Below are 20135 nucleotides of genomic sequence, written 5' to 3'. Positions count from 1 at the left end.
TAAAAAAAGATCGAGGGATAAACTCCCTCGATCTTTCTTGATATGCTATTTAGTTCACGTGAAACTGATTCAGCACAACTTTGCCACAATCAGAATCGACGTTTCGAAACGGGTTAGGGCAGTTGGATTAACCAATTGACCCTTCCATTTCAAACTTGATCAATCTGTTCATCTCTACCGCATATTCCATCGGCAGTTCCTTCGTGAACGGTTCAATAAAGCCCATGATGATCATCTGTGTTGCTTCTGCATCGGTCAAACCACGGCTCATCAGGTAGAAGAGTTGATCCTCGGACACTTTGGATACCGTAGCTTCATGCTCAAGCATGATGTTATCATTCATGATTTCATTGTAAGGAATCGTATCGGATGTGGACTCATTATCCAGAATGAGCGTATCACATTTGATATTGGATTTTGCGCCCTCCGCTTGGCGACCAAAGGAAGCCAGACCACGGTAGGTTACTTTACCACCATGTTTACTGATCGACTTGGATACAATCGTTGATGTTGTATCTGGAGCCAAGTGAATCATTTTCGCGCCTGCATCCTGATGCTGATTTTTACCAGCTACAGCGATGGACAGAACCGAACCTTTAGCTCCGCGGCCTTTCAGTACAACTGCTGGATATTTCATCGTCAGTTTGGAACCGATGTTGCCATCGACCCATTCCATCGTTGCATTTTCTTCAGCAACCGCACGTTTCGTAACCAGGTTGTAGATGTTTGGTGCCCAGTTTTGAATCGTTGTATAACGAACACGAGCATTCTTCTTACAGATGATCTCAACAACCGCACTGTGAAGTGAGTTCGTGCTGTAGATTGGAGCTGTACAGCCCTCTACATAGTGAACGAAGCTGTCTTCGTCCGCAATGATGAGTGTACGCTCGAATTGTCCCATATTTTCGGAGTTAATCCGGAAATAGGCTTGCAGAGGCACTTCACATTTTACGCCTTTAGGCACGTAGATGAAGCTTCCTCCGGACCAAACGGCACTGTTCAATGCAGCAAATTTGTTATCTGCTGGTGGAATAACGGTTGCGAAATATTCACGCAGGATTTCCGGATGCTCTCTAAGTGCAGTATCCGTATCCATGAAGATTACGCCCTGATCTTCCAATTCTTTTTGCATGTTGTGGTATACAACCTCGGACTCATACTGAGCCGATACACCTGCGAGGAACTTTTGCTCCGCTTCAGGGATACCCAGTTTATCAAAAGTTTCCTTGATTTCGGAAGGAACTTCTTCCCATGTTTTTCCTTGCTTGTCAGAAGCACGGACATAATACTGAATTTCGTTGAAATCCAATCCGTCAAGATCTCCGCCCCATTTAGGCATCGGCATTTTTTCGAATTGTTTCAGGGATTTTAAACGGAATTCCAACATCCATTCCGGTTCGTTCTTGATTTTGGAAATCTCCGTAACGACTTCTGCAGTCAGACCTTTACCGGTTTGAAAGATGGATTTGTGCTCGTCGCGAAAACCATATTTATACTCTTCCATTTCTGGTGCTTTTTTAGCCATCTTGCTCTACCTCCCTATCGTTATTGTACATTGTCCTCTTCGTCAATTCCTTTGCGTAAAGCATTCCAGGCCAATGTGGCACATTTGATGCGTGCAGGGAACTTGTTCACACCGGATAGGGCTTCGAGATCTTCATAATCGTCGAAATCGACTTCTTCCCCTTTCATCAGTGAGGAGAAACGGTTAGCCATGTCGAGTGCCTGATCCATCGTTTTGCCTTTGACTGCCTCGGTCATCATCGATGCCGAGGACATGCTGATGGAACAACCTTCCCCCGTATACTTGGCTTCCTGAACGATTCCGTCTTTCAGCAAAAGTTGCAGTGAAATCCGGTCGCCGCACGTTGGATTGTTCAAATTCACCGTGACAGCTTCATTATCAAACGTTCCGCGGTTCCGCGGGTTTTTGTAGTGGTCCATTATGACACGCCGGTACAGATCATCAAGTTGCATCGCCAAAATACTCCTTTGTCTGGATTAAGGCGCTGACAAGCCGGTCCACATCTTGTTCGTTATTGTATAGATAGAAACTGGCACGAGCTGTTGAACTGACTTCAAGCCAGCGCATCAGCGGTTGGCAACAGTGGTGTCCAGCACGAATGGCTACGCCACTCGCATCCAGCACAGTTGCCACATCATGCGGATGTACATCACCGAGGTTAAATGTAACCACTCCGACATGACGCTTAGCTGGCCCATAAATGGTCAGTCCGTCAATCTCGGCCATACGTTCCGTTGCATAAGCTGCCAGCACACTTTCATGATGAGCAATCTCATCCATGCCAATCTGCTCCAGGAAATCGATAGCAGCGCCCAATCCAACCGCACCTGCGATAATCGGTGTTCCACCTTCGAATTTCCAAGGAAGCTCTTTCCAATTGGATTCATAGAGACCCACATCATCAATCATTTCACCGCCGAACTCAACCGGCTCCATGGACTCCAGCAGCGCCTTTTTGCCGTAAAGTGCACCGATCCCGGTTGGTCCGCACATTTTATGGCCGGATAATGCGTAGAAATCACAGTCCAGATCCTGCACATCCACCTTCATGTGCGGTGTGCTCTGTGCGCCATCCACAACGATGACAGCACCATTGCGGTGTGCAATTTCAGCAATTTGTTTTACTGGATGAACAACACCCATAACATTGGATACATACGCGATTGCTACAATTTTGGTATTGTTCGTAATCGTCTTCTCCACATCAGCCAAATCAATGTTGCCATCCGGCTGAAGGGGAATGTATTTCAATGTCGCACCCGTTTCCTTGGCTACCTGCTGCCATGGAATCAGATTGCTATGGTGTTCCATCTGCGTAATAACAATCTCATCGCCTTCTTTGCAGACTGAGCGTCCGTAGGACGAAGCCACCAAATTCAGAGCGGTCGTTGTCCCACGGGTGAAAATAATCTCCTGTGTGCGCCGTGCGTTGATAAACTTGGCAACCTTCTCACGTGCGCCTTCATAAGCATCCGTTGCACGGCTTCCAAGCGTATGAACACCACGATGCACATTGGAGTTCTCAAATTCATAATAATGTTTAATCGCTTCGATTACAGCCAGCGGCTTCTGGGAAGTCGCTGCGTTATCTAGGTATACGAGCGGGTGTCCGTTGATTTCCTGGTGGAGGATCGGGAACTGCTCGCGGATAGCAGGGTTCATTGTCCCAGTTTCCGTTCGATGAGAGACTGCAATTGGGTACGCAGTGCTTCCAGAGGAATATCCGCCACCACCGGAGCCAGGAAGCCGTAAATGATCAGGCGTTCCGCATCCGTACGGTTAATCCCGCGCGACATCAAGTAATGAATTTGCTCCACATTGACTTGACCTACAGAAGCCGCGTGACCAGCTGTTACATCATCCTCATCAATGAGAAGGATTGGGTTGGCGTCTCCACGTGCTTTCGGGCTCAGCATCAGTACTTTCTCTGTTTGCTGTCCGTCCGCTTTGGTAGCACCTTTCTCAATCTTCGTGATTCCGTTAATGATTGCAGAAGCCTCTTCACGCATAACTGCACGTGTAATCATCTGACTTGGCGTGTTTTTGCCAAAGTGACGAGCTTCTGTTGTGTAGTTCAGTTTTTGGGAACCGGAACCTACTGCGATAACTTTGGAATCGGAGCTTGAGCCGTTCCCTTTAAGAACCGTCATCGTGTTGCTTGCAGTATCACCGTTGTTCATCTCACCAACGATCCACTCAATCGAAGCGTCGTTCTCCACCACTGCACGGCGGAAAGATACGTCAGTAACACTTGTGCTCAGTTGGTGAACTGATGCGAAACGGACTTTGGCACCAGCTTTCACGAATACTTCCACAACACCGTTATGGAATACAGGTGAAGACAGTTCGCCAGATACATAGTTATCCACATAAGTAACGGAGCTGTTGGACTCAGCAACTACAAGCACATGCGGTGCAAATGTTGCAGTAGCATCATCTGTAAGCAGTACCGCTTGCAGCGGAACTTCAATCTCTACGTTTTTCGGAACATAGAGGAATACCCCACCGTTCCAAAGTGCTGCATGCAGTGCAGCAAGGGAATGCTCATCTGCTTTCACAGCCGTATTCAGATATGGTTTTACCAGATCGCTGTGTTCGCGAACCGCTGTAGCAAGATCCGTGAAGATAACTCCTTTTGCTGCAAGATCAGCAGACAACTTGGAATATACCGTACTGGAATTACGCTGGATAACCAGACTGCCTTCCGCTTGGTCCTTAACCAGATCTTTAATGGAAGCTGGTACTTCCTCAAGGGAAGCAATCGCTTCACTAGCTTTATACGTGCCGTACTCGCTGACATTCCAGCGTTCGATTTTTTGTTTTTCCAGTTTAGGAAGCGCAAGCCCACTTGCTAGCTTAAGGGCTTCGAGACGCTGCTCGGTCAACCAGCCGGGTTCATTGTTGCTTTCCGACAAGGCGCGAAGCGCTTCAGATTCAACCGGAAGAATTGTTTGTGTAGTCATTGATTATCCTCCTCCGTTTTGTCTTTACGCTTGACCTACAGTTTCGTCTGTGATTCCCAGCTCTTCCTTAACCCAGTCATATCCTTCAGCTTCCAGACGGTGAGCCAGTTCAGGTCCGCCAGACTTCACGATACGACCTTGCATCATTACGTGTACGTAGTCAGGAGTAATGTAGTTCAACAGGCGTTGGTAGTGAGTGATGATCAGGAAGCCGCGATCTTCGCTCTTCATTGCGTTTACACCGTTTGCTACGATTTTCAGAGCATCGATATCCAGACCGGAGTCGATTTCATCGAGTACTACAATTTTTGGATCAAGCAACATCATTTGCAGAATCTCGTTCCGTTTTTTCTCACCACCAGAGAAACCTTCATTCAGGTAACGGTGAGCAAACTCAGGGTTCATGTCGAGTTCTTTCATTTTACCTTCCATTTGGCGAATGAACTTGATCAGGGAGATCTCGTTACCTTCACCACGACGTGCGTTGATTGCGCTACGCAGGAAGTCAGAATTCGTTACGCCAGCAATTTCACTCGGGTATTGCATAGCCAGGAACAGACCTGCACGAGCGCGCTCGTCTACAGCCATATCCAGTACATCTTCACCATCAAGTGTAATCGTACCTTCTGTTACTTCATATTTAGGGTGCCCCATAAGTGCAGAAGCCAGTGTTGATTTACCTGTTCCGTTCGGACCCATGATTGCGTGGATTTCTCCACCTTTCATTTCCAGGTTGATGCCTTTCAGGATTTCCTTACCTTCGATCGTCGCTTTCAAACCTTCAATGACGAAATTCGTAGCCATGTGTATTGTTTCCCTCCATTGATTAAATTGATGTTTACTGTCGAAAACGAAAAAGCACCTATTAATATCTGAACAGGGCTTCCCCTGAATTTCTCCTGTACTCCAATCTCCAAAGCAAGAATCACTTTAGAATAATTCTAAACTGATTCTCAATGATTATCAAGTCATTTCCTAAGAACTCTTGTCCCTTACAGGAAACATTATTCTATCTGATTCTATAATAAAAGCCAGATTGAATCAAATGACAAAACTTCTACGTCATAAATAGACAGTGAGAAAAATCACAGGGATTCAATCTTTTATCAAATCTGATCCTCTCAATTGAAAAAGGACCTATCCATATCATGGACAAGTCCTTCCGATAAATAACATTACATTTTGAGCGTCTCGTTAATCTTCTGTACCTGTTCGTCAAAATCCGCAACGTCCACCACCGGCGTCATTTCGCGCGGCACCGGACCATTCGGAATGGAAATCCATGAACGGCATCCGTTGTATTCAGGTAATACGGGAATCTCCATCGGTTCCTTCAAACGGTACACTCGGAGTATCAATACGTGGAGTGGATCTTTGCGTTTCCACTTTAGGCGATCTTCGGCAAAATCCGCAGTCCACATATGAAAGTCAAGAAGTCGATCCAGCATCTCCTGATCTCTGATCTCCCAATCCTGTGTCACTTCAGCATATGCTGTGAGATGGATCGTCGAAGCTTCAGGCACCCATTCGGCCAATGATTCCTCAACATAGAAATGATCAGAGGACTTTATCAGTTCTTTACGCTGATGTTCATAAGTCGGATACAGATAGAACGCTGGACTTTTCAACTCAAAACGTCGGGTTTCCTCCACAATCCCGCCTTTGCGCATCACCATAACTTGGCGACCCGTTTCCAGCGCTTTGATTGCGGAGGCCCATTCTTTTAACGCTGGTATCGTTGTGCCTATCATAAAGTTCTCCTCCCGAAGTCAGTCTTGTCAGCAGTATAGACGCTCGGCGTCGTCCTGGCAACGTGAAAGATCGGTTAGAGTAACTGTATGGTTTATAAGCCAACAAACTCGGTAAGAGGATGGAATTAGCCCAAGAAAGAGCGCAGCATCCACATATGTTTCTCCAGATCAGCTTTGAAGCCTGTCAGCATATCAGATGTTGGTTGGTCTTCTGCAGCGTCTGCCACTTCAATACCTTCCTGGTACTCGTTCGACAATGTAGCAAAATCTTCGATCAGATTCTGTACCATTGTGTTGGCATCTTCGCCACCAGCTGCTTCCTGAATAGAGGAAATCTCCAGATATTCTTTCATCGTAGCCGCTGGGCTACCTTTGAGGGTAAGAATACGTTCAGCAATTTCATCCATTTGTACAGTCACTTCATTGTAGAATTCTTCGAATTTTACGTGCAGTGTGAAAAAGTTAGGTCCTTTTACATACCAGTGATAGTTATGGATTTTAACATACAGGACGTTCAGGTTTGCCACCTGACGATTAAGTACTTGTTCCACCGATTTTGCTTGATCTGTTTTGTTTTTTGTAGCCATCTTAATCCCATCCTTTTATTATAAAATTAGTCTGACATTCACTATAAGCAGGGTACCCTATTGTAAATGACAGAGATTTAACATTTCGGCACCACCAGTGGTGGGGAGCCTTGTCGGCGGTATTTCTGTCAACCGTCCGGCCTATTTGTTTTTACCCGTACACCGGAAGTTCGAAACAAGTCCAGTATGGGCTGTCTCAAAAAAAGGGTACAAAATCACAGTTATTTCCGATATACTGACATATACCAAGCAAAGAAGTGGGTTTTCCTGTTTCTTCATATATATGGAGGTGGCATTCTTGTCCCAATATCACCCTTTTACACCCCAGGATGCAATCGAACTGGCCAAAACTTTACCGGGTCCGTTTGCGGCAGATGCGAATCTGGAATGTCGTGAGATCGGTGACGGCAATCTGAATTTGGTCTTCCATATCACGGATCAGAACTCCGATAAAAGTATCATTATCAAACAGGCTCTTCCTTATGCGAAAGTGGTCGGAGAATCATGGCCATTGTCTCTGGTACGTGCCAGAATTGAACGGGAAATCCTACAGGAAGAGTATCGTCTATGTCCGGGAATGGTGCCGGAAGTGTACCATTATGATGATGATCTCGCCTTAACCGTGATGGAAGATTTGAGCGATCATGTGATTATGCGTAAAGGCCTCATCGATGGCGGAACATATCCTCTTTTTGCACAACATATTGGGGAGTTCATGGCAAGAACATTGTTTTTCACGTCAGATCTTGGCATGAACCAGCAACTGAAGAAAGAGAAACAGGGCAGATTCGTCAATCCGGATCAATGTAAAATAACCGAAGATCTGATCTTTGATGAACCTTATCGCATTGCGGAGAAAAATAATTATGAGGCTTCCATTGAAGATGAAGCGGAAGCACTTCGTACAGATGGAGAACTCCATCTTGAAGTAGCCTTGCTGCGCGAGAAATTTCTCACCCATGGTCAAGCTCTACTTCATGGTGATTTGCATACAGGCAGTATTTTTGTCACACCTGAATCCACGAAAGTCATTGATCCCGAATTTGCCTATTTCGGCCCAATGGGATTTGATGTAGGAGCCGTGCTTGCCAATCTGCTTCTCCACTACGCGTCGCTGCCAGGTCGAATTCAAGATCAGAAGGCTCTTCATGAGCGTGAAACGATTTTGCTGGATATGGTTCGTGAGGTATGGACTGAATTCGAATCCCGCTTCCGTGGTCTGTGGAATTCCGATCTGGTTGATCCTATGGCCAAAGCGCCTGGATATGAAGATCTTTATGTACAACAATTATTCAGAGACTCTGCTGGCTTTGCTGGCGCGAAAATGGTCCGTCGTATTGTTGGACTTGCGCATGTCGCAGATATCGATACGATTGAAGATGCGACACAACGTGAACGCGCTCAGCGCAAAGCGCTGGCCATCGGTAAAGCACTCATCAAGCGTAATCGCAATCTGAATACCATTGGTGAACTTCTAGATACAGTAGCTACTGCGGTTACTTCTATTAAAGCTTAACTCAAAGAATGCATATTACTTAACTCAAGGAACGGAGGAACATCCATGACAACCCCTGAACATCAGCCTCTGTCCTCCCTTATATGGAAACAGGACAAGCTTGAAATGCTTGACCAGCGTCTGCTGCCTGAAACAATTCTGATGCTGAAACTGTACACGCCCGAGGAAGTATGGGAATCCATCCACTCGATGAAAGTACGCGGTGCTCCCGCGATTGGAATCGCTGCTGCATTTGGTGTCGTGCTCGGTGCCAAGACATATGACGGACTTGCCGTACAAGGCTGGCTGGATCATGTAAAATCCATCTGTGCTCATCTTGCCACTTCCCGTCCCACCGCTGTTAACCTGTTCTGGGCGCTGGATCGTATGATGCAAAAAGCCAGTGACCTTGCTGAATCCGGTGCAAGCATCGAAGATAGCAATGCTGCTCTTGAAGCGGAAGCACTTTTGATTCAAAAAGAAGACGAAGAAGTCTGCCGTCTTATCGGTGAAAATGCTCTTCCTTTGTTCGCAGACGGTATGGGTGTCCTCACACACTGTAATGCAGGCGGACTTGCAACCGCGAAATACGGAACGGCGACTGCACCGATGTACCTCGCTCACGAGCGCGGCATCAACCTGAAAGTATTCGCAGACGAAACTCGTCCTGTCCTTCAGGGTGCACGCCTTACGGCCTTTGAGCTCCAGCAAGCCGGTATTGACGTTACTCTGATCTGCGACAACATGGCAGGCATGGTCATGTCCAAAGGCTGGATTCAGGCAGTTATCGTGGGTACAGACCGCGTCGCTGCCAATGGGGATGTAGCTAACAAAATCGGAACATACAGCGTAGCGGTCCTTGCCAAAGCGCACAACATTCCATTCTATGTAGCCAGCCCACTGTCCACCATTGACCTGTCTACGCCATCCGGAGACCTCATTCCGATTGAGGAACGTGCTGCGGAGGAAGTAACAGAAGGATTTGGCAAACGTACAGCACCGCAAGGTGTGAAAGTATTCAACCCAGCGTTTGACGTCACACCTAACGAATATGTAACAGCCATTATTACGGAAAAAGGCGTCGTTCGCGCTCCTTTCAAAGAGAATCTGGCTGCGTTGTTCGCCAAGGATGAAGCTTAATTAGTGGAAACATGTTTTATCGTTTGATATAGGATTTGTACATGTAAATTAAAGAGAGGACTTCCCAGTAGGGGAGCCCTCTCTTTAATTGTTGATTATTCAGGGATTAGATCATCTTGAGCAATGCTTCTACACCCGTCATGCCAACCGTAATGCCCATAGCTTCGGCTTCCGTTGTCACCGACTCCATAGGTGCATGCAGCAGCTGTTCCAATGTGCGCACGCCAACCGCCCGAGCTGCAATAATTTTGCGATCCCCAAGCTTCTCATTAAGTAATCCCACATCGAGTGCTCCGCACATAATATATCCTTTGGATGTATTAATCGTCAGTAATGTCGTTTTGGGCAACTTCACTTCTACCCCGACCAGAACATGTTCTCCAACCACAATCGGCTCCATCGTCACCATAATTTCCCGATACACCTCCTCTTCCACAGGTCACGATAATTGTATGCCTCATTCTGGATAGCCGTGTGGACACCTGCGGAAAAGGATTGGAAATGCATATGGTTTTACTTGATTTTGCCTAAGTGGTTGCTCATTTTCTATGTCTCCAGTACTATGATTATTGCCTTTTTAATGATATAGTGTATTGAAGCATGTTTTTGCTGACATATCTTTTAACGGGGCTGGGATCAATGAAAGAAACCTTATCCAACGAAGAAGAAATCGGCTTTTTATTCAATGTCGATATTCTTATTAAGAGCCGCTCGAATGCATTGGCACTGCAGTCCCTGTTGGAGTTCATAAACAAAGAGGAACAAATTGCAGACTTCCGGATTCAATCCGGCATAGAGCTTGGCAAAATTATTGAAGTGACACTGCAGTCCAAAAAGGACTCATTCGCCTTTCTTCATAAAGAAAGAAAAAAATCACAATCCAATGCAAGACAGAAGAACACTTCACCAAATCAAGCGACGGCTTTAACCGTTCCAGTCACACCACAAAGTGAAATCGAAACACCTGCTTCCCAGAAAGCTCCTTCAACCGAAGCATCCAACACTACCAACGGAAATTCATTCGATGTATGGATTGATACCCTTATCAAAGAAAACCGTCTTACTCGGATCGTTGTGAACAACAAGAACGGCCGGCATCAAAGCATTCCATGCCGAATCTTGAATTTTGATCGGGATACCAGCATTGTAAGCGTCTACCATGTGGATGAAAAACAAGTGTATACGTTCCGAACCAATGAAATTGATGAGTTTCTCTAACTCAATGAGCATTCAAACAAAAAGCAACTTACGGGGGAATTCCATAACATTTCCCAGGCAAGTTGCTTTTTTAGGTATTCATTCATGTAACAATGAACTGGTACATCGTACGTTGGCCATAACTATGCCCATCCATTGTAAATCATCATGAGCGATCTTTTCCCCGCTGCCACACGTCTATTGCTAATAACAACCATCCGACAATAAAGGCTACCCCGCCAATTGGGGTGATGGCTCCCAATATTTTAATACCTGAAATACTCAGTACATACAGACTACCCGAGAATATGATAATTCCGATAAATAGCAGGCGTGCTGCCCACTTGAGCTTGGTGGACGGTCCAAGTTGACCCGCTGTAAGACCAATAATCAGCAGTGCGATTGCATGTATCATGTGGTACTGCACTCCGGTTTCATACACGGCTATGGCGTCTGCACCAATTTTTTCCTTGAGCATATGTGCACCAAACGCACCAATAGCTACCGAAAGCATTGTCAGTACAGCACCAAGCATCATCCATTTCCGTTGCATTTAACTTCTCTCCCTTAATTCATCTCTCAACTATTATTTTAGCGAATCCTTGCAGTGTTTACCAGCCAGCTCCGATGCGGAAGGCATTTATATGTCTGGTTATATATACTTTGTTGCGCTTTTGCCTCAAAATCGACGAAAACTGGCGTTAAACCTTGATTTTTATCGATTTTTATGGAAAAGTAAAAAGGAATGCCTTTCATTCTCTTGCTGAGAATCATAATACCCGGATTAGGTTAATTACACTCATGCCACGATTAAGGGAGGGATACACCATTTATGGATAATCACAATAAACAGAATAACAATAATCCTTATCAATCCGGTTCCGGCACGGATTATTCAGATCCCAATCATGACAACCTGTTTACACCTTCCCCTTCCTCCCTGGAAGATCCATCCATGGGTCGATTGAAACATTCCGGGCCTGGTATTGCAAGTTTTGTGATTGGATTGGTCTCAATCATTGGTTACATGCTGATTTTTTTTTGCCACAATGGCTATAAACAGTTCAATTGGCGTTGTAACCACACGGATCCAAGTGGAGGAGATTGCATTACATCCAGCAGTTGTTCTGGCTTCTCTGGCTGTTCTAGTTTGTCTGATTCTTAATCTGGCCGGAATCATTCTCGGCGTGATTGGGCTTATTCTCAAAAATCGAAAAAAAGTCTTTGCTATTATTGGAACCATCCTCAGTGGAGCCATGATCCTGGCGTTTGCAGGGCTTATTATTGCAGGTATCTATATGATGTAGAAGCGTATATCCGCTTTACATTCATTCTTCAAAAATGATAATGAAATAACACTGATTCATCTCAACATGATCCATTTGATCCATTCTATTGCCAAATTTTCGTATCCAAAGGAGATTGACATGTCACGAATCAAAATTTTCACGGACAGCACAAGTGATCTGGCCCCAGCATGGATCCAGCAGCACGATATCGGTATCATCCCTTTATATGTCGTGTTCGGTGAGGAATCACTGAAGGACGGTGCTGAAATTAAGCCGGAGCAGCTCTATGAACGTGTAAGCAGGGATGGGCGTCTGCCCAAAACAGCAGCACCTTCACCTGCTGATTTCATGACGGCATTTCAACCTTACATAGAACAAGGGTATGATATCTTATATATCAGCTTGTCCTCTGAACTTTCGTCAACTTACCAAAATGCAAGATTGGCCAGTTCCGAGTTCCCGGAAGGTCGTATCTCTGTCGTGGATTCTCTGAATCTTTCTTCCGGAATTGCCCTGCTGGTGATGAAGGCAGTTCATGCAGCAGAAAAAGGGCAAAGCCTGACGGAGATTACACATCTCGTTGAAGCCATCAAGCCAAATGTGCGAACTGAGTTTGTCATCGATACGTTGGAGTATCTGTATAAAGGTGGACGCTGCTCGGGCATGCAAAACCTGATTGGCAGTCTGCTGAAAATTCGCCCCGTCATTCGGGTAGCCGATGGCAAGATGTCTCCTGCCTACAAAGTCCGTGGCAAACGGGAAAAGGCGCTGGAACAAATGCTGCAAAACACACTTAACCATAAGGAACAGATCGATCGCGATCTCGTTATCGTCGTGCATACCATGGCCGAGGAAGACGCGCTTGATTTGCAAAAGTCTCTGCAGGAGCAGACTGGAGCACGAGTGGAATTAACTACGGCTGGTTGCGTTATATGTAGTCATTGTGGTCCCAAAACGATCGGTATCATTTACAACACGGTTTTATAAAAGGCCTCTCATCACACAGCATGTTTCCTTAATGATTAGAATCATGTCTGCTGAAACCATTAAAGACCAAGCCAGAAAGGGCATCCCAAGCTATCTTAGCTCAGGATGCCCTTTTTCTATTGTAAACATGTAACATTAATAACTTTTTGTTTTCAGGTCGTTCAAACTTTTGAACGCATATCCTTGCTTACGTGCCTCATCAATGATGGAAGCTAGCGCCTCCGTGTTATCCTTCGACACAGAGTGAAGCAGAATGACTGCTCCCGGATGAAGCTGTTTCAGGACCTGCTGACGTGCATACTCTGTCCCACGTTGCACTTTGGTATCCCAATCTTTATAAGCAACAGACCAAAACACATTAACGTAACCTTGGGCGTGGCTCTCTGCAAGCGTCCGGTTGTTAAAAATGCCACGTGGTGGCCGCAAGAAGGTCGCTTGCTGTCCAGTCAACCGATTGACCTCAGATCGTACCTGATCAAGCTCTGTTCTTATTTTTTCATTGGAAACTCGAGTCATATCGGGATGGCTCCAGGAGTGGTTACCCACAATATGGCCTTCTGCCGACATTCGCTTCACCAATTCAGGCTGGTCTTTCAGATAATGTCCGGTGACAAAAAAAGCAGCTGGCACCTTTTTGTCGCGCAGAACATCCAATATAGCTGGCGTAAACCCATTTTCATAACCGTTATCAAACGTAAGATACAGCTCTTTCTGTTTTGTATCCCCCAGGAAAATGGCATCATTATGCTGCAATATCTCCTTAAATCCTTCCTGATCAATGGAAGGCAACTGGCCGTTTTGGCTCTTTTTGAAGCCAAAATGATAAGCTCCATTTATTGGCGATGCTTCAGTATGTGCCGGTAATGTACCGAACGTCAATACAGCCAGCAGCATGTAAAGAACCATTCGCTTCATTGCTATCCGCTCCTGTTCCTGAAAAATTCGGTTTGTCGTTTCCTATCACGAACACCTTCAGGTAATATGCCACAGGAACAGCTAATGTATGTAAATTTCGATTACAGATCGCATCACATACTTACACACCATGGAGCCCCGGTTCTCATTTCTCCGTTCAAAACCGTTTATTGTCTCGCTCGGGATGATGAAACAATTCAAGTAAGGTCTGAGGTTTTCCACTGGAAGCCAACCATTCTCTAACCATCTCTATTGCACGTGTCTGACCATCACCACTATCCCGCCAGGTTAGCAGCTCAATTACTTTAATAATCAGGGCAGACATATTATGATTATCATGCTCAGAGCGATCTGCGCGCAATTTATGATATAGAGCCTCCTGCTCCCAATCAAGTAAAATCTCGTCACCAATGGTAGGCTTCATTAATGTGTATGCTCTACCACACTCTGAACAGCGAACCGCACTGACCTGCTCTTGAGTAAAGATAGCGCGAATATCCTGATCGCAATCCGCGCACTGAAAATATACCTGTATGTTGTGTATGTTATTGTTCATGTTGGTCTTCCTCCTGCTATGTATGTACTACATCTATACCCGAATTGTCGTTGATTCACGCTAAATTCCGCCAAATTCAGAAGGTGCTATAATCTTGTAAATATGTTAAAATATTATACATATCATAAGTAGGAAGAGGCGGATATCCATGTCAAAGGAAGAGCGTAACATTACTTGGCAGCAATCCAGCTTAAACAGGCAGGACAGGGAAAAACATAACGGTCATCGTAGTCGTGCCTTATGGTTCACCGGCTTATCCGGTGCAGGAAAATCCTCGCTGGCATTTGCTCTGGAGCAGTACCTGTATGAAAAAGGGGTTCATTGTTACGTACTTGATGGGGATAACGTACGTCATGGACTGAATCGGGATCTTGGGTTCACGGCCGAGGATCGGCAAGAAAATCTGCGCCGAATTGGTGAAGTATCCAAGCTGATGGTAGATGCCGGGTTATTTGTTCTTTCCGCCTTTATCTCGCCAGATGCACAAGACCGGAATATGGTTAAACAGCTTTTTGAAGCTGATGATTTCATTGAAATTTATGTTCGTTGTTCGATCGAAGAGTGCGAACGACGTGATCCGAAGGGACTTTACAAAAAGGCCCGCAGCGGTGCCATTCCACATTTCACAGGGATTTCGGCCCCTTATGATATTCCAGAAGATCCTACACTCATCATTGATACCGAAGAGCTGTCCATCGAAGAGGCCGTGCATGAAATTGTGCAGCATCTGGAACGTGTTGGTGCTTTTCAGCTGCCGCAACCTGTTAGTAATGCCATCGTTCACTAAATGCAAATGGCAATCAGATTGAATTACTTTCCAACTACACATACTTCAAAGGCGCTGCCTTTAATGGCGCGCCTTTTTACTTTATTCATTTCCGGATTTACCGAGAGACTCATTGCCCCACGACACCTGCCTGCATGTTTAACAGTTTGCTGAACGTGCCTACCGGATCAGTAGACAATTGCTGATAACCCCCTTGTTGGATAACCCGGCCCTCATCCAATACAATCACTCGATCTGCTGTTCGAATAGTGGATAGTCGGTGGGCGATAACAATAACCGTCACATGCCCTTTCAGGCGCTCGAGAGCCTCATGAATGTGCTGTTCATTCTCACTATCCAGCGCACTCGTCGCCTCATCCAATACCAGTACAGAAGGGTTCCGAAGCATGGCGCGGGCAAGCACCAAACGCTGACGTTCACCGCCGGACAGGCGGATGCCCCGATCACCGATAATGGTATCCAGTCCTTGGGGAAGTTTGCGGACAAACGCTGCAGACGAAGAAAACTGTAGTGCTTGCCACATCTGTTCCTCACTGGCATTTGGATCTACCAGACGCAAATTTTCACGAATACTCGTATGGAACAGAAAAGGGTCCTGAGAGACATAACCGATTGAACTTCTCCAGGCTAACAATCGATTCTCGGTTAACGGCACCCCATCCACCAAAATCTGACCACTCTCCGGACGTATGAGTCCCATAATCAAATCAATCATCGTGCTCTTCCCGGCTCCAGACTTGCCTACAATGGCTGTCATACCTCTCGCTGGGATGGATGCATACGCTTCGAATAACGAGTAGGTATCGCTGCCTTCGTAGCGATAATTCACTTGCTGACACTCGATGGACTCCTTAAGTACCAGGGGTTCAATAGGTAGCATATTGCCATCTTTCTGCTGCTCATTCAGCTTGGCCTGGGCCTTCATTCTAACCGAACGAGGGCCGGGAATCGTTGACTCCTCATCATATGGTTCACTAGCATTACCCGTTTTTTCGCTAATCTCACGGCTTTTCTCGGTCTCTGTCTGTAACTCTCTGACAATCTGAAACGCGGGCAGCATCGAACTCATATACTCCAGATTGGATTGAATGGATGTAAATCGTGGCCACAACCGTGAAAAGATCAGAATGATGAGCAACAAACTTGCCGGAGGCACAGCGAGCACATGCAGGGATAAATAGATAAAAGCAGCAATAATGACAGCCGCCGATATTCGATGAATCAATTGTGTGCCACTGTTCAACTGGCTGAACTGAATCACATTACGTTCAATCCGCCCACACATACGTTCAAACCAGCTAATATGTGATTTTTCAAGCATATTGCTTTTAATGTCCTTGATTCCGTTAAAGTGCTCTGTAATGCCGTTATAATAGCTCTGGGAATATTCCGACGTCTGATCCCCAATCTGTTTTGCTCGTTTCACGAATTTTCTCAATACAATAAACAGTACCAATCCGCAGACCAAGACAAGGGTAGTTAACTTGGCAGACAACCAGAAGGCCAGGCCGATTTGAATGCCGGTGAAGATCAAGGAAGCAGCCATTTGCAGCATAATATTCGTTCCCTGACTGACACGGGCGAGTTCGGTCGTTAATATATGATTAAAATCGGATTTTCGTTTTTGGAGAAAAAAAGACCACTGCGCCATAATGATGGCACGATAGGTTTCCATGCGCAGCGTTCGAACAAATTGCTGCTGAATTCGAGTGTTGCGAATCGTCTGAAGACGTTGTAGCCACGCCTGTCCAGAGACAATGAGAACAAAGGTCAACAATACAAGCAGCAACCGGCCATTTTCCGGAAAACGATTTAAAAATTCAGATATCCAGGGTAAGTGCAGACCTGTTGAACCCATTTCAAAAATACCAATAAGACTTAACATCGGAACGAGCATATAAATGCCTATTCCTTCCATCAGACTGATGCAGATCATGCCCAGCAGGTTCCAATATAACACTGGGCCCGTTACACGATGCAGTTTCCGCATAAAGAATTGTAATTCCGAAATCATACGTTATCCCCTCTCCGTCATCGTGTTCCTTTTGATTCGCCGCCAGAACCAGAGAAACGGACGTAACGGAAAATACAAAAAATGCAGTGAACGCGGAAGTGGTAGTTGGTCTACATCCCAGGTACTCGGATACAAACGTTCGATAAAGAAAAACAGCTTCTGCCTTGTGCTTCGCAGTGCGAACAGATAGGAACGATAACTCTTTACATCTGCCGGGCTCTCAATCATCTCATTCATGAACACTACGCCGCGTCTGGCTAATTTCTCTCCCGCACGTTCGTGAGCAGACAACAAAGCAAGATAATTGGCATCCAAAGGGGTGTCCATTAATACCGAAGCCAGATGAAGAGCTTGTGAACCGATAGATAATCTGCCTTCTGCTTTCAGGCGTCGCTCCACTTTTTTGACATCCAGTGGCATATTGCGAATCATCTGGTCGATATCCAGTAACCAGCGCATTCTGAACCACCCGTGTCTTGCGCCGTGCGTCACCAAATATGCCCACAGATCCTCCCTTTCCAGCATACGGACAGGCGTCTGGGTATAGGTGCTGAATCGGCTGCGTTTCCACAATAATTCAAAATCGGTTTCTCTTCCGGAATCCGGGTTAAGCCGCCAATGGATCTCGACTTGGGTTCTTTTGACCGGGTGTTTGTAACAGATATGATGTTCCCGCCATTTCCAGCTGGCAACAGTTGGTGTTCTCTTGCCTTCCTTTGATTCGTAACCAAGCGATCCAAGGATCTCTTCCGCAGACTCCACATCATCAAAGGGAATGAGAATGTCCAGATCTTTAGAGGTCCGCAATGAAATATCTCCGTATAAATCATGTGCCAGCGCGGGCCCTTTGAGCGTAATATTCCGAATGCCTCGTTCACGAAAAGCACCACACACCTGCTCCATTTCGGCTGTCAGATGTAACATGCGGAACGTATTGACTGTATATTGCTGCTTCAGGTTTTCCACTACAAAAGCGGGAATAAGCGCTGAATCCAACTCTTTTATGTTCAGATAGAGAACAGAGTACAGTCGATGATGATGGGCGAGCTGCAAAAAGAGCTGCCAGTCCATGTCCTTCATCCGTATTTGGGCGTCCTCAGGGGTTATTGCTGTTAGATCGCCTTTAATCATACTCAAAATCAGCTTAAGCTCCTGCGGAAAATCCGCTGTATATTGTTCCCACTCATGTATCGTAGACAATCTCCCCAGCTCCCTTCTCAGGACACCGTTTGCCAAACACGCCGACAACCGTATATTGGTCCATTGTATCTGCTCCAGTCACAATCAATTTCCCACTTCGCAGCCATGCATGAGCCATCATTTGGCCTTGTTTATTCCGTGCAGTACCCATATATAGAGTACTCTCCATTTTACGGCGTTCCAGCATCTTCATCGCTGCGATTGCCATGACAAGGCAACGACTCTCCCATAATGTATGCCTGCTAGCAATGAGTATAGCTTTAGAAATATTTCGTATTGTCGTCACATCACTTCGATTGAGTCCCGTCATCGGCGTTTCGTACATGGGTGTACCGAGACCAGGAGCAATCTTGGCAAAAGGCATCGCCTTTAGTATTCGTGCCCATCCAAGGTGGACATAAGCTTCCCATACCAATCCACGAATTTCACGCGGCAATGAACGATATGCTTTTATTTTTCGCAACATGGTCTACTCTCCGCGGGTAACGTCAATTAATCCTTCATGCGTCAAATGCTCTAGAAATTGTACAACCTGCTCACGGCATATGTCTGGTTCAATCTCATATTCTGAAGCTAACACTTCAACCAATTCAGTCAATGTTCGTTCTTGGCTGATTAGATCCCAGATTCGTCCACCTGTGCTGCCCAGATTATAGTACTTGCCGTTATGGATGCTCATCATGACTTTTTCCCCGCCCATGTCACTGACAAGATTGCCTTCCTTACGCAACACACGGTCTTCCCCATTCATTGGCTTCGTTGCTGTCATTGTCCCGTATACACTCCTTTGCGCGCATATTCTGTAATTCGGTCAGCCATCTCAAATGCCGTAAAATCAGAGCCTGACCTCGTGATTCTGAAAACTTCAATACCGGCGGACAGCCGTGAAACCGTCTCGAACAGCCATTGTGCCAGACCCTGCCTGGAAACAAGTCCACTACGAAATGTATGAGAGCACAGCATGTGAAGGCGTTCCAATCCGGCAACTTCCTTCAGCTGTACGGGTTTCAGCATCTCTTCCGGTTTCGGATCAAGTTCAAACACAGCGGCAAGCGGAACAGGTCTATCATGAAAATAGTGCTGAACCGGTATCGCGTATTTCGTAATTTCCGCATGAACCGTTGCGTAATCCTGTTCCTTCATGCCGAATCCGTCTAGACTAGGCTGCCATAACTTTTGCTGCGGATAACCCGGTGATACGATTGCTCTTCCTCCTGCATCCCATGTCAGTGCCACGACATCATCCGTTAAGAGTGGAAAGCCGCGTGAGGCAAGTGCAGCTGATAAAGTGGATTTGCCTGCACCCGAGTGTCCAACAAATGCATAAGCCCAACCATCAATGACCACCGCACTTCCGTGGAGCGGAAGAATGCCGCGCTGCATCATAATGACGGCCATACATGTGCCCAGCACAAATAATCTAACCTTTTTGTCATCTGCTCCCACTTGAGGGGATACCACGATACGGCGTCCTTGTTCCATGAGAAACAGACCTGTATCTTCGATCCGAAAAAAAAGACTGCCATTCCGGGATACAAAGTTATCACTCCCCAAATCCCACGCTTCCCACTGTGCCGCCAAATCAGCTATTTCAATGTGTACGTCCGTATAGGCAGCTAGAGAATCTGTATCGTTCTGTACGATTTGGAGTTCAGGCATTGGGAATTGGCTCAACCAAGACAAGCCATACGCTTTATACTGCACAGGCAACAATGAATGACTCCTCCTT

The 20135-nt window shown here is 46.0% G+C and carries 22 protein-coding genes; 6 read left to right on the top strand and 16 right to left on the bottom strand.

The annotated features are described in order from the left end of the window. Positions 1-127 precede the first annotated feature (127 nt). The 7 genes from sufB to A6049_RS08885 form a co-directional block, all read right to left on the bottom strand. Positions 128-1525: a Fe-S cluster assembly protein SufB gene (sufB, locus tag A6049_RS08915; protein ID WP_024629097.1), complete on the bottom strand. Its 1398-nt coding sequence runs from the start codon at positions 1523-1525 to the stop codon at positions 128-130. Between the two features lie 20 nt (positions 1526-1545). Beyond that, positions 1546-1977 (bottom strand): Fe-S cluster assembly sulfur transfer protein SufU, encoded by a 432-nt coding sequence (sufU, locus tag A6049_RS08910; RefSeq protein WP_063564289.1) that lies wholly within the window; start codon positions 1975-1977, stop codon positions 1546-1548. Beyond that, the gene (locus A6049_RS08905; RefSeq protein WP_063564288.1) at positions 1967-3187 is read right to left on the bottom strand and encodes a cysteine desulfurase; all 1221 of its coding nucleotides are present in this window, start codon (positions 3185-3187) and stop codon (positions 1967-1969) included. The genes sufU and A6049_RS08905 overlap by 11 nt, the downstream gene beginning before the upstream one ends. Then, complete coding sequence (gene sufD, locus A6049_RS08900) at positions 3184-4488, bottom strand: Fe-S cluster assembly protein SufD (protein ID WP_063564287.1); 1305 nt, start codon at positions 4486-4488, stop codon at positions 3184-3186. The genes A6049_RS08905 and sufD overlap by 4 nt, the downstream gene beginning before the upstream one ends. Before the next feature lie 24 nt (positions 4489-4512). Continuing rightward, complete coding sequence (gene sufC, locus A6049_RS08895; protein ID WP_063564286.1) at positions 4513-5292, bottom strand: Fe-S cluster assembly ATPase SufC; 780 nt, start codon at positions 5290-5292, stop codon at positions 4513-4515. A gap of 371 nt (positions 5293-5663) precedes the next feature. Continuing rightward, positions 5664-6239: a DUF1802 family protein gene (locus A6049_RS08890; protein ID WP_063564285.1), complete on the bottom strand. Its 576-nt coding sequence runs from the start codon at positions 6237-6239 to the stop codon at positions 5664-5666. A gap of 125 nt (positions 6240-6364) precedes the next feature. After that, entirely contained in the window at positions 6365-6826 is a 462-nt protein-coding gene (locus A6049_RS08885; RefSeq protein ID WP_063564284.1) for a Dps family protein, read from the bottom strand. 298 nt (positions 6827-7124) lie between these two features. On the opposite strand from A6049_RS08885, the gene mtnK reads away from it, so the two are divergent. Both mtnK and mtnA read left to right on the top strand, forming a co-directional pair. Then, the gene (mtnK, locus tag A6049_RS08880) at positions 7125-8342 is read left to right on the top strand and encodes an S-methyl-5-thioribose kinase (RefSeq protein WP_063564283.1); all 1218 of its coding nucleotides are present in this window, start codon (positions 7125-7127) and stop codon (positions 8340-8342) included. 45 nt (positions 8343-8387) lie between these two features. Then, complete coding sequence (gene mtnA, locus A6049_RS08875; protein WP_063564282.1) at positions 8388-9461, top strand: S-methyl-5-thioribose-1-phosphate isomerase; 1074 nt, start codon at positions 8388-8390, stop codon at positions 9459-9461. A gap of 106 nt (positions 9462-9567) precedes the next feature. On the opposite strand, the gene A6049_RS08870 is transcribed toward mtnA, so the two are convergent. Next, positions 9568-9870, bottom strand: coding sequence for a YunC family protein (locus A6049_RS08870; protein ID WP_017689545.1), 303 nt, complete (start codon positions 9868-9870; stop codon positions 9568-9570). Positions 9871-10100: 230 nt separating this feature from the next. On the opposite strand from A6049_RS08870, the gene A6049_RS08865 reads away from it, so the two are divergent. Next, positions 10101-10679, top strand: coding sequence for a hypothetical protein (locus A6049_RS08865; RefSeq protein WP_063564281.1), 579 nt, complete (start codon positions 10101-10103; stop codon positions 10677-10679). Positions 10680-10824: 145 nt separating this feature from the next. On the opposite strand, the gene A6049_RS08860 is transcribed toward A6049_RS08865, so the two are convergent. Next, positions 10825-11211, bottom strand: coding sequence for a DUF423 domain-containing protein (locus tag A6049_RS08860; RefSeq protein WP_063564280.1), 387 nt, complete (start codon positions 11209-11211; stop codon positions 10825-10827). Between the two features lie 496 nt (positions 11212-11707). Here A6049_RS08860 and A6049_RS32925 point away from each other — a divergent pair, with 496 nt between their 5' ends. Both A6049_RS32925 and A6049_RS08850 read left to right on the top strand, forming a co-directional pair. Further along, positions 11708-11965 carry a hypothetical protein gene (locus A6049_RS32925; RefSeq protein WP_145921909.1) on the top strand — a complete coding sequence of 86 codons (258 nt, stop codon included), beginning with the start codon at positions 11708-11710 and terminating at the stop codon, positions 11963-11965. Between the two features lie 120 nt (positions 11966-12085). Next, positions 12086-12934: a DegV family protein gene (locus tag A6049_RS08850; protein WP_063564278.1), complete on the top strand. Its 849-nt coding sequence runs from the start codon at positions 12086-12088 to the stop codon at positions 12932-12934. 135 nt (positions 12935-13069) lie between these two features. Here A6049_RS08850 and pdaA read toward each other — a convergent pair whose 3' ends face one another. Both pdaA and A6049_RS08840 read right to left on the bottom strand, forming a co-directional pair. Beyond that, a complete protein-coding gene (gene pdaA / locus A6049_RS08845; protein ID WP_063564277.1) occupies positions 13070-13849 on the bottom strand; it encodes a delta-lactam-biosynthetic de-N-acetylase in 780 nt (259 codons plus the stop codon). Positions 13850-14006: 157 nt separating this feature from the next. Next, positions 14007-14405 carry a hypothetical protein gene (locus A6049_RS08840; protein ID WP_063564276.1) on the bottom strand — a complete coding sequence of 133 codons (399 nt, stop codon included), beginning with the start codon at positions 14403-14405 and terminating at the stop codon, positions 14007-14009. 148 nt (positions 14406-14553) lie between these two features. Between A6049_RS08840 and cysC the strand changes: the two genes are divergently transcribed. Next, a complete protein-coding gene (cysC, locus tag A6049_RS08835; protein ID WP_063564275.1) occupies positions 14554-15192 on the top strand; it encodes an adenylyl-sulfate kinase in 639 nt (212 codons plus the stop codon). 109 nt (positions 15193-15301) lie between these two features. Here cysC and A6049_RS08830 read toward each other — a convergent pair whose 3' ends face one another. The 5 genes from A6049_RS08830 to A6049_RS08810 are packed head-to-tail and all read right to left on the bottom strand — an operon-like array spanning position 15302 to position 20119. Continuing rightward, on the bottom strand, positions 15302-17206 hold the full coding sequence (locus tag A6049_RS08830) for an ABC transporter ATP-binding protein (protein ID WP_090808705.1): 1905 nt from the start codon (positions 17204-17206) through the stop codon (positions 15302-15304). A gap of 3 nt (positions 17207-17209) precedes the next feature. Beyond that, complete coding sequence (locus tag A6049_RS08825) at positions 17210-18406, bottom strand: nucleotidyltransferase domain-containing protein (protein WP_083584711.1); 1197 nt, start codon at positions 18404-18406, stop codon at positions 17210-17212. Next, entirely contained in the window at positions 18390-18872 is a 483-nt protein-coding gene (locus A6049_RS08820) for a lasso peptide biosynthesis B2 protein (protein ID WP_063564274.1), read from the bottom strand. Before A6049_RS08820 ends, A6049_RS08825 begins: the two co-directional genes overlap by 17 nt. Before the next feature lie 3 nt (positions 18873-18875). Next, complete coding sequence (locus A6049_RS08815; RefSeq protein WP_063564273.1) at positions 18876-19175, bottom strand: lasso peptide biosynthesis PqqD family chaperone; 300 nt, start codon at positions 19173-19175, stop codon at positions 18876-18878. Further along, a complete protein-coding gene (locus A6049_RS08810; protein WP_095206022.1) occupies positions 19172-20119 on the bottom strand; it encodes an aldolase in 948 nt (315 codons plus the stop codon). The genes A6049_RS08815 and A6049_RS08810 overlap by 4 nt, the downstream gene beginning before the upstream one ends. Between the last annotated feature and the right edge of the window lie 16 nt (positions 20120-20135).

It is taken from the genome of Paenibacillus sp. O199 (genome assembly GCF_001636635.1).
Lineage (GTDB): Bacteria > Bacillota > Bacilli > Paenibacillales > Paenibacillaceae > Paenibacillus > Paenibacillus marchantiae.
This window is presented reverse-complemented; position numbering and strand designations above follow the sequence as displayed.

Bases quoted from the DNA above. Each gene is read 5' to 3' on its own strand.
- sufB (WP_024629097.1), bottom strand. From the start codon at position 1,525: ATGGCTAAAAAAGCACCAGAAATGGAAGAGTATAAATATGGTTTTCGC.
- mtnA (WP_063564282.1), top strand. From the start codon at position 8,388: ATGACAACCCCTGAACATCAGCCTCTGTCCTCCCTTATATGGAAACAG.
- A6049_RS08860 (WP_063564280.1), bottom strand. From the start codon at position 11,211: ATGCAACGGAAATGGATGATGCTTGGTGCTGTACTGACAATGCTTTCG.
- A6049_RS08815 (WP_063564273.1), bottom strand. From the start codon at position 19,175: ATGACAGCAACGAAGCCAATGAATGGGGAAGACCGTGTGTTGCGTAAG.
- A6049_RS08890 (WP_063564285.1), bottom strand. From the start codon at position 6,239: ATGATAGGCACAACGATACCAGCGTTAAAAGAATGGGCCTCCGCAATC.
- sufC (WP_063564286.1), bottom strand. From the start codon at position 5,292: ATGGCTACGAATTTCGTCATTGAAGGTTTGAAAGCGACGATCGAAGGT.
- A6049_RS32925 (WP_145921909.1), top strand. From the start codon at position 11,708: ATGGCTATAAACAGTTCAATTGGCGTTGTAACCACACGGATCCAAGTG.
- A6049_RS08820 (WP_063564274.1), bottom strand. From the start codon at position 18,872: ATGTTGCGAAAAATAAAAGCATATCGTTCATTGCCGCGTGAAATTCGT.
- A6049_RS08865 (WP_063564281.1), top strand. From the start codon at position 10,101: ATGAAAGAAACCTTATCCAACGAAGAAGAAATCGGCTTTTTATTCAAT.
- A6049_RS08840 (WP_063564276.1), bottom strand. From the start codon at position 14,405: ATGAACAATAACATACACAACATACAGGTATATTTTCAGTGCGCGGAT.
- A6049_RS08905 (WP_063564288.1), bottom strand. From the start codon at position 3,187: ATGAACCCTGCTATCCGCGAGCAGTTCCCGATCCTCCACCAGGAAATC.
- cysC (WP_063564275.1), top strand. From the start codon at position 14,554: ATGTCAAAGGAAGAGCGTAACATTACTTGGCAGCAATCCAGCTTAAAC.
- sufD (WP_063564287.1), bottom strand. From the start codon at position 4,488: ATGACTACACAAACAATTCTTCCGGTTGAATCTGAAGCGCTTCGCGCC.
- sufU (WP_063564289.1), bottom strand. From the start codon at position 1,977: ATGCAACTTGATGATCTGTACCGGCGTGTCATAATGGACCACTACAAA.
- A6049_RS08830 (WP_090808705.1), bottom strand. From the start codon at position 17,206: ATGATTTCGGAATTACAATTCTTTATGCGGAAACTGCATCGTGTAACG.
- A6049_RS08870 (WP_017689545.1), bottom strand. From the start codon at position 9,870: ATGGTGACGATGGAGCCGATTGTGGTTGGAGAACATGTTCTGGTCGGG.
- A6049_RS08885 (WP_063564284.1), bottom strand. From the start codon at position 6,826: ATGGCTACAAAAAACAAAACAGATCAAGCAAAATCGGTGGAACAAGTA.
- A6049_RS08850 (WP_063564278.1), top strand. From the start codon at position 12,086: ATGTCACGAATCAAAATTTTCACGGACAGCACAAGTGATCTGGCCCCA.
- pdaA (WP_063564277.1), bottom strand. From the start codon at position 13,849: ATGAAGCGAATGGTTCTTTACATGCTGCTGGCTGTATTGACGTTCGGT.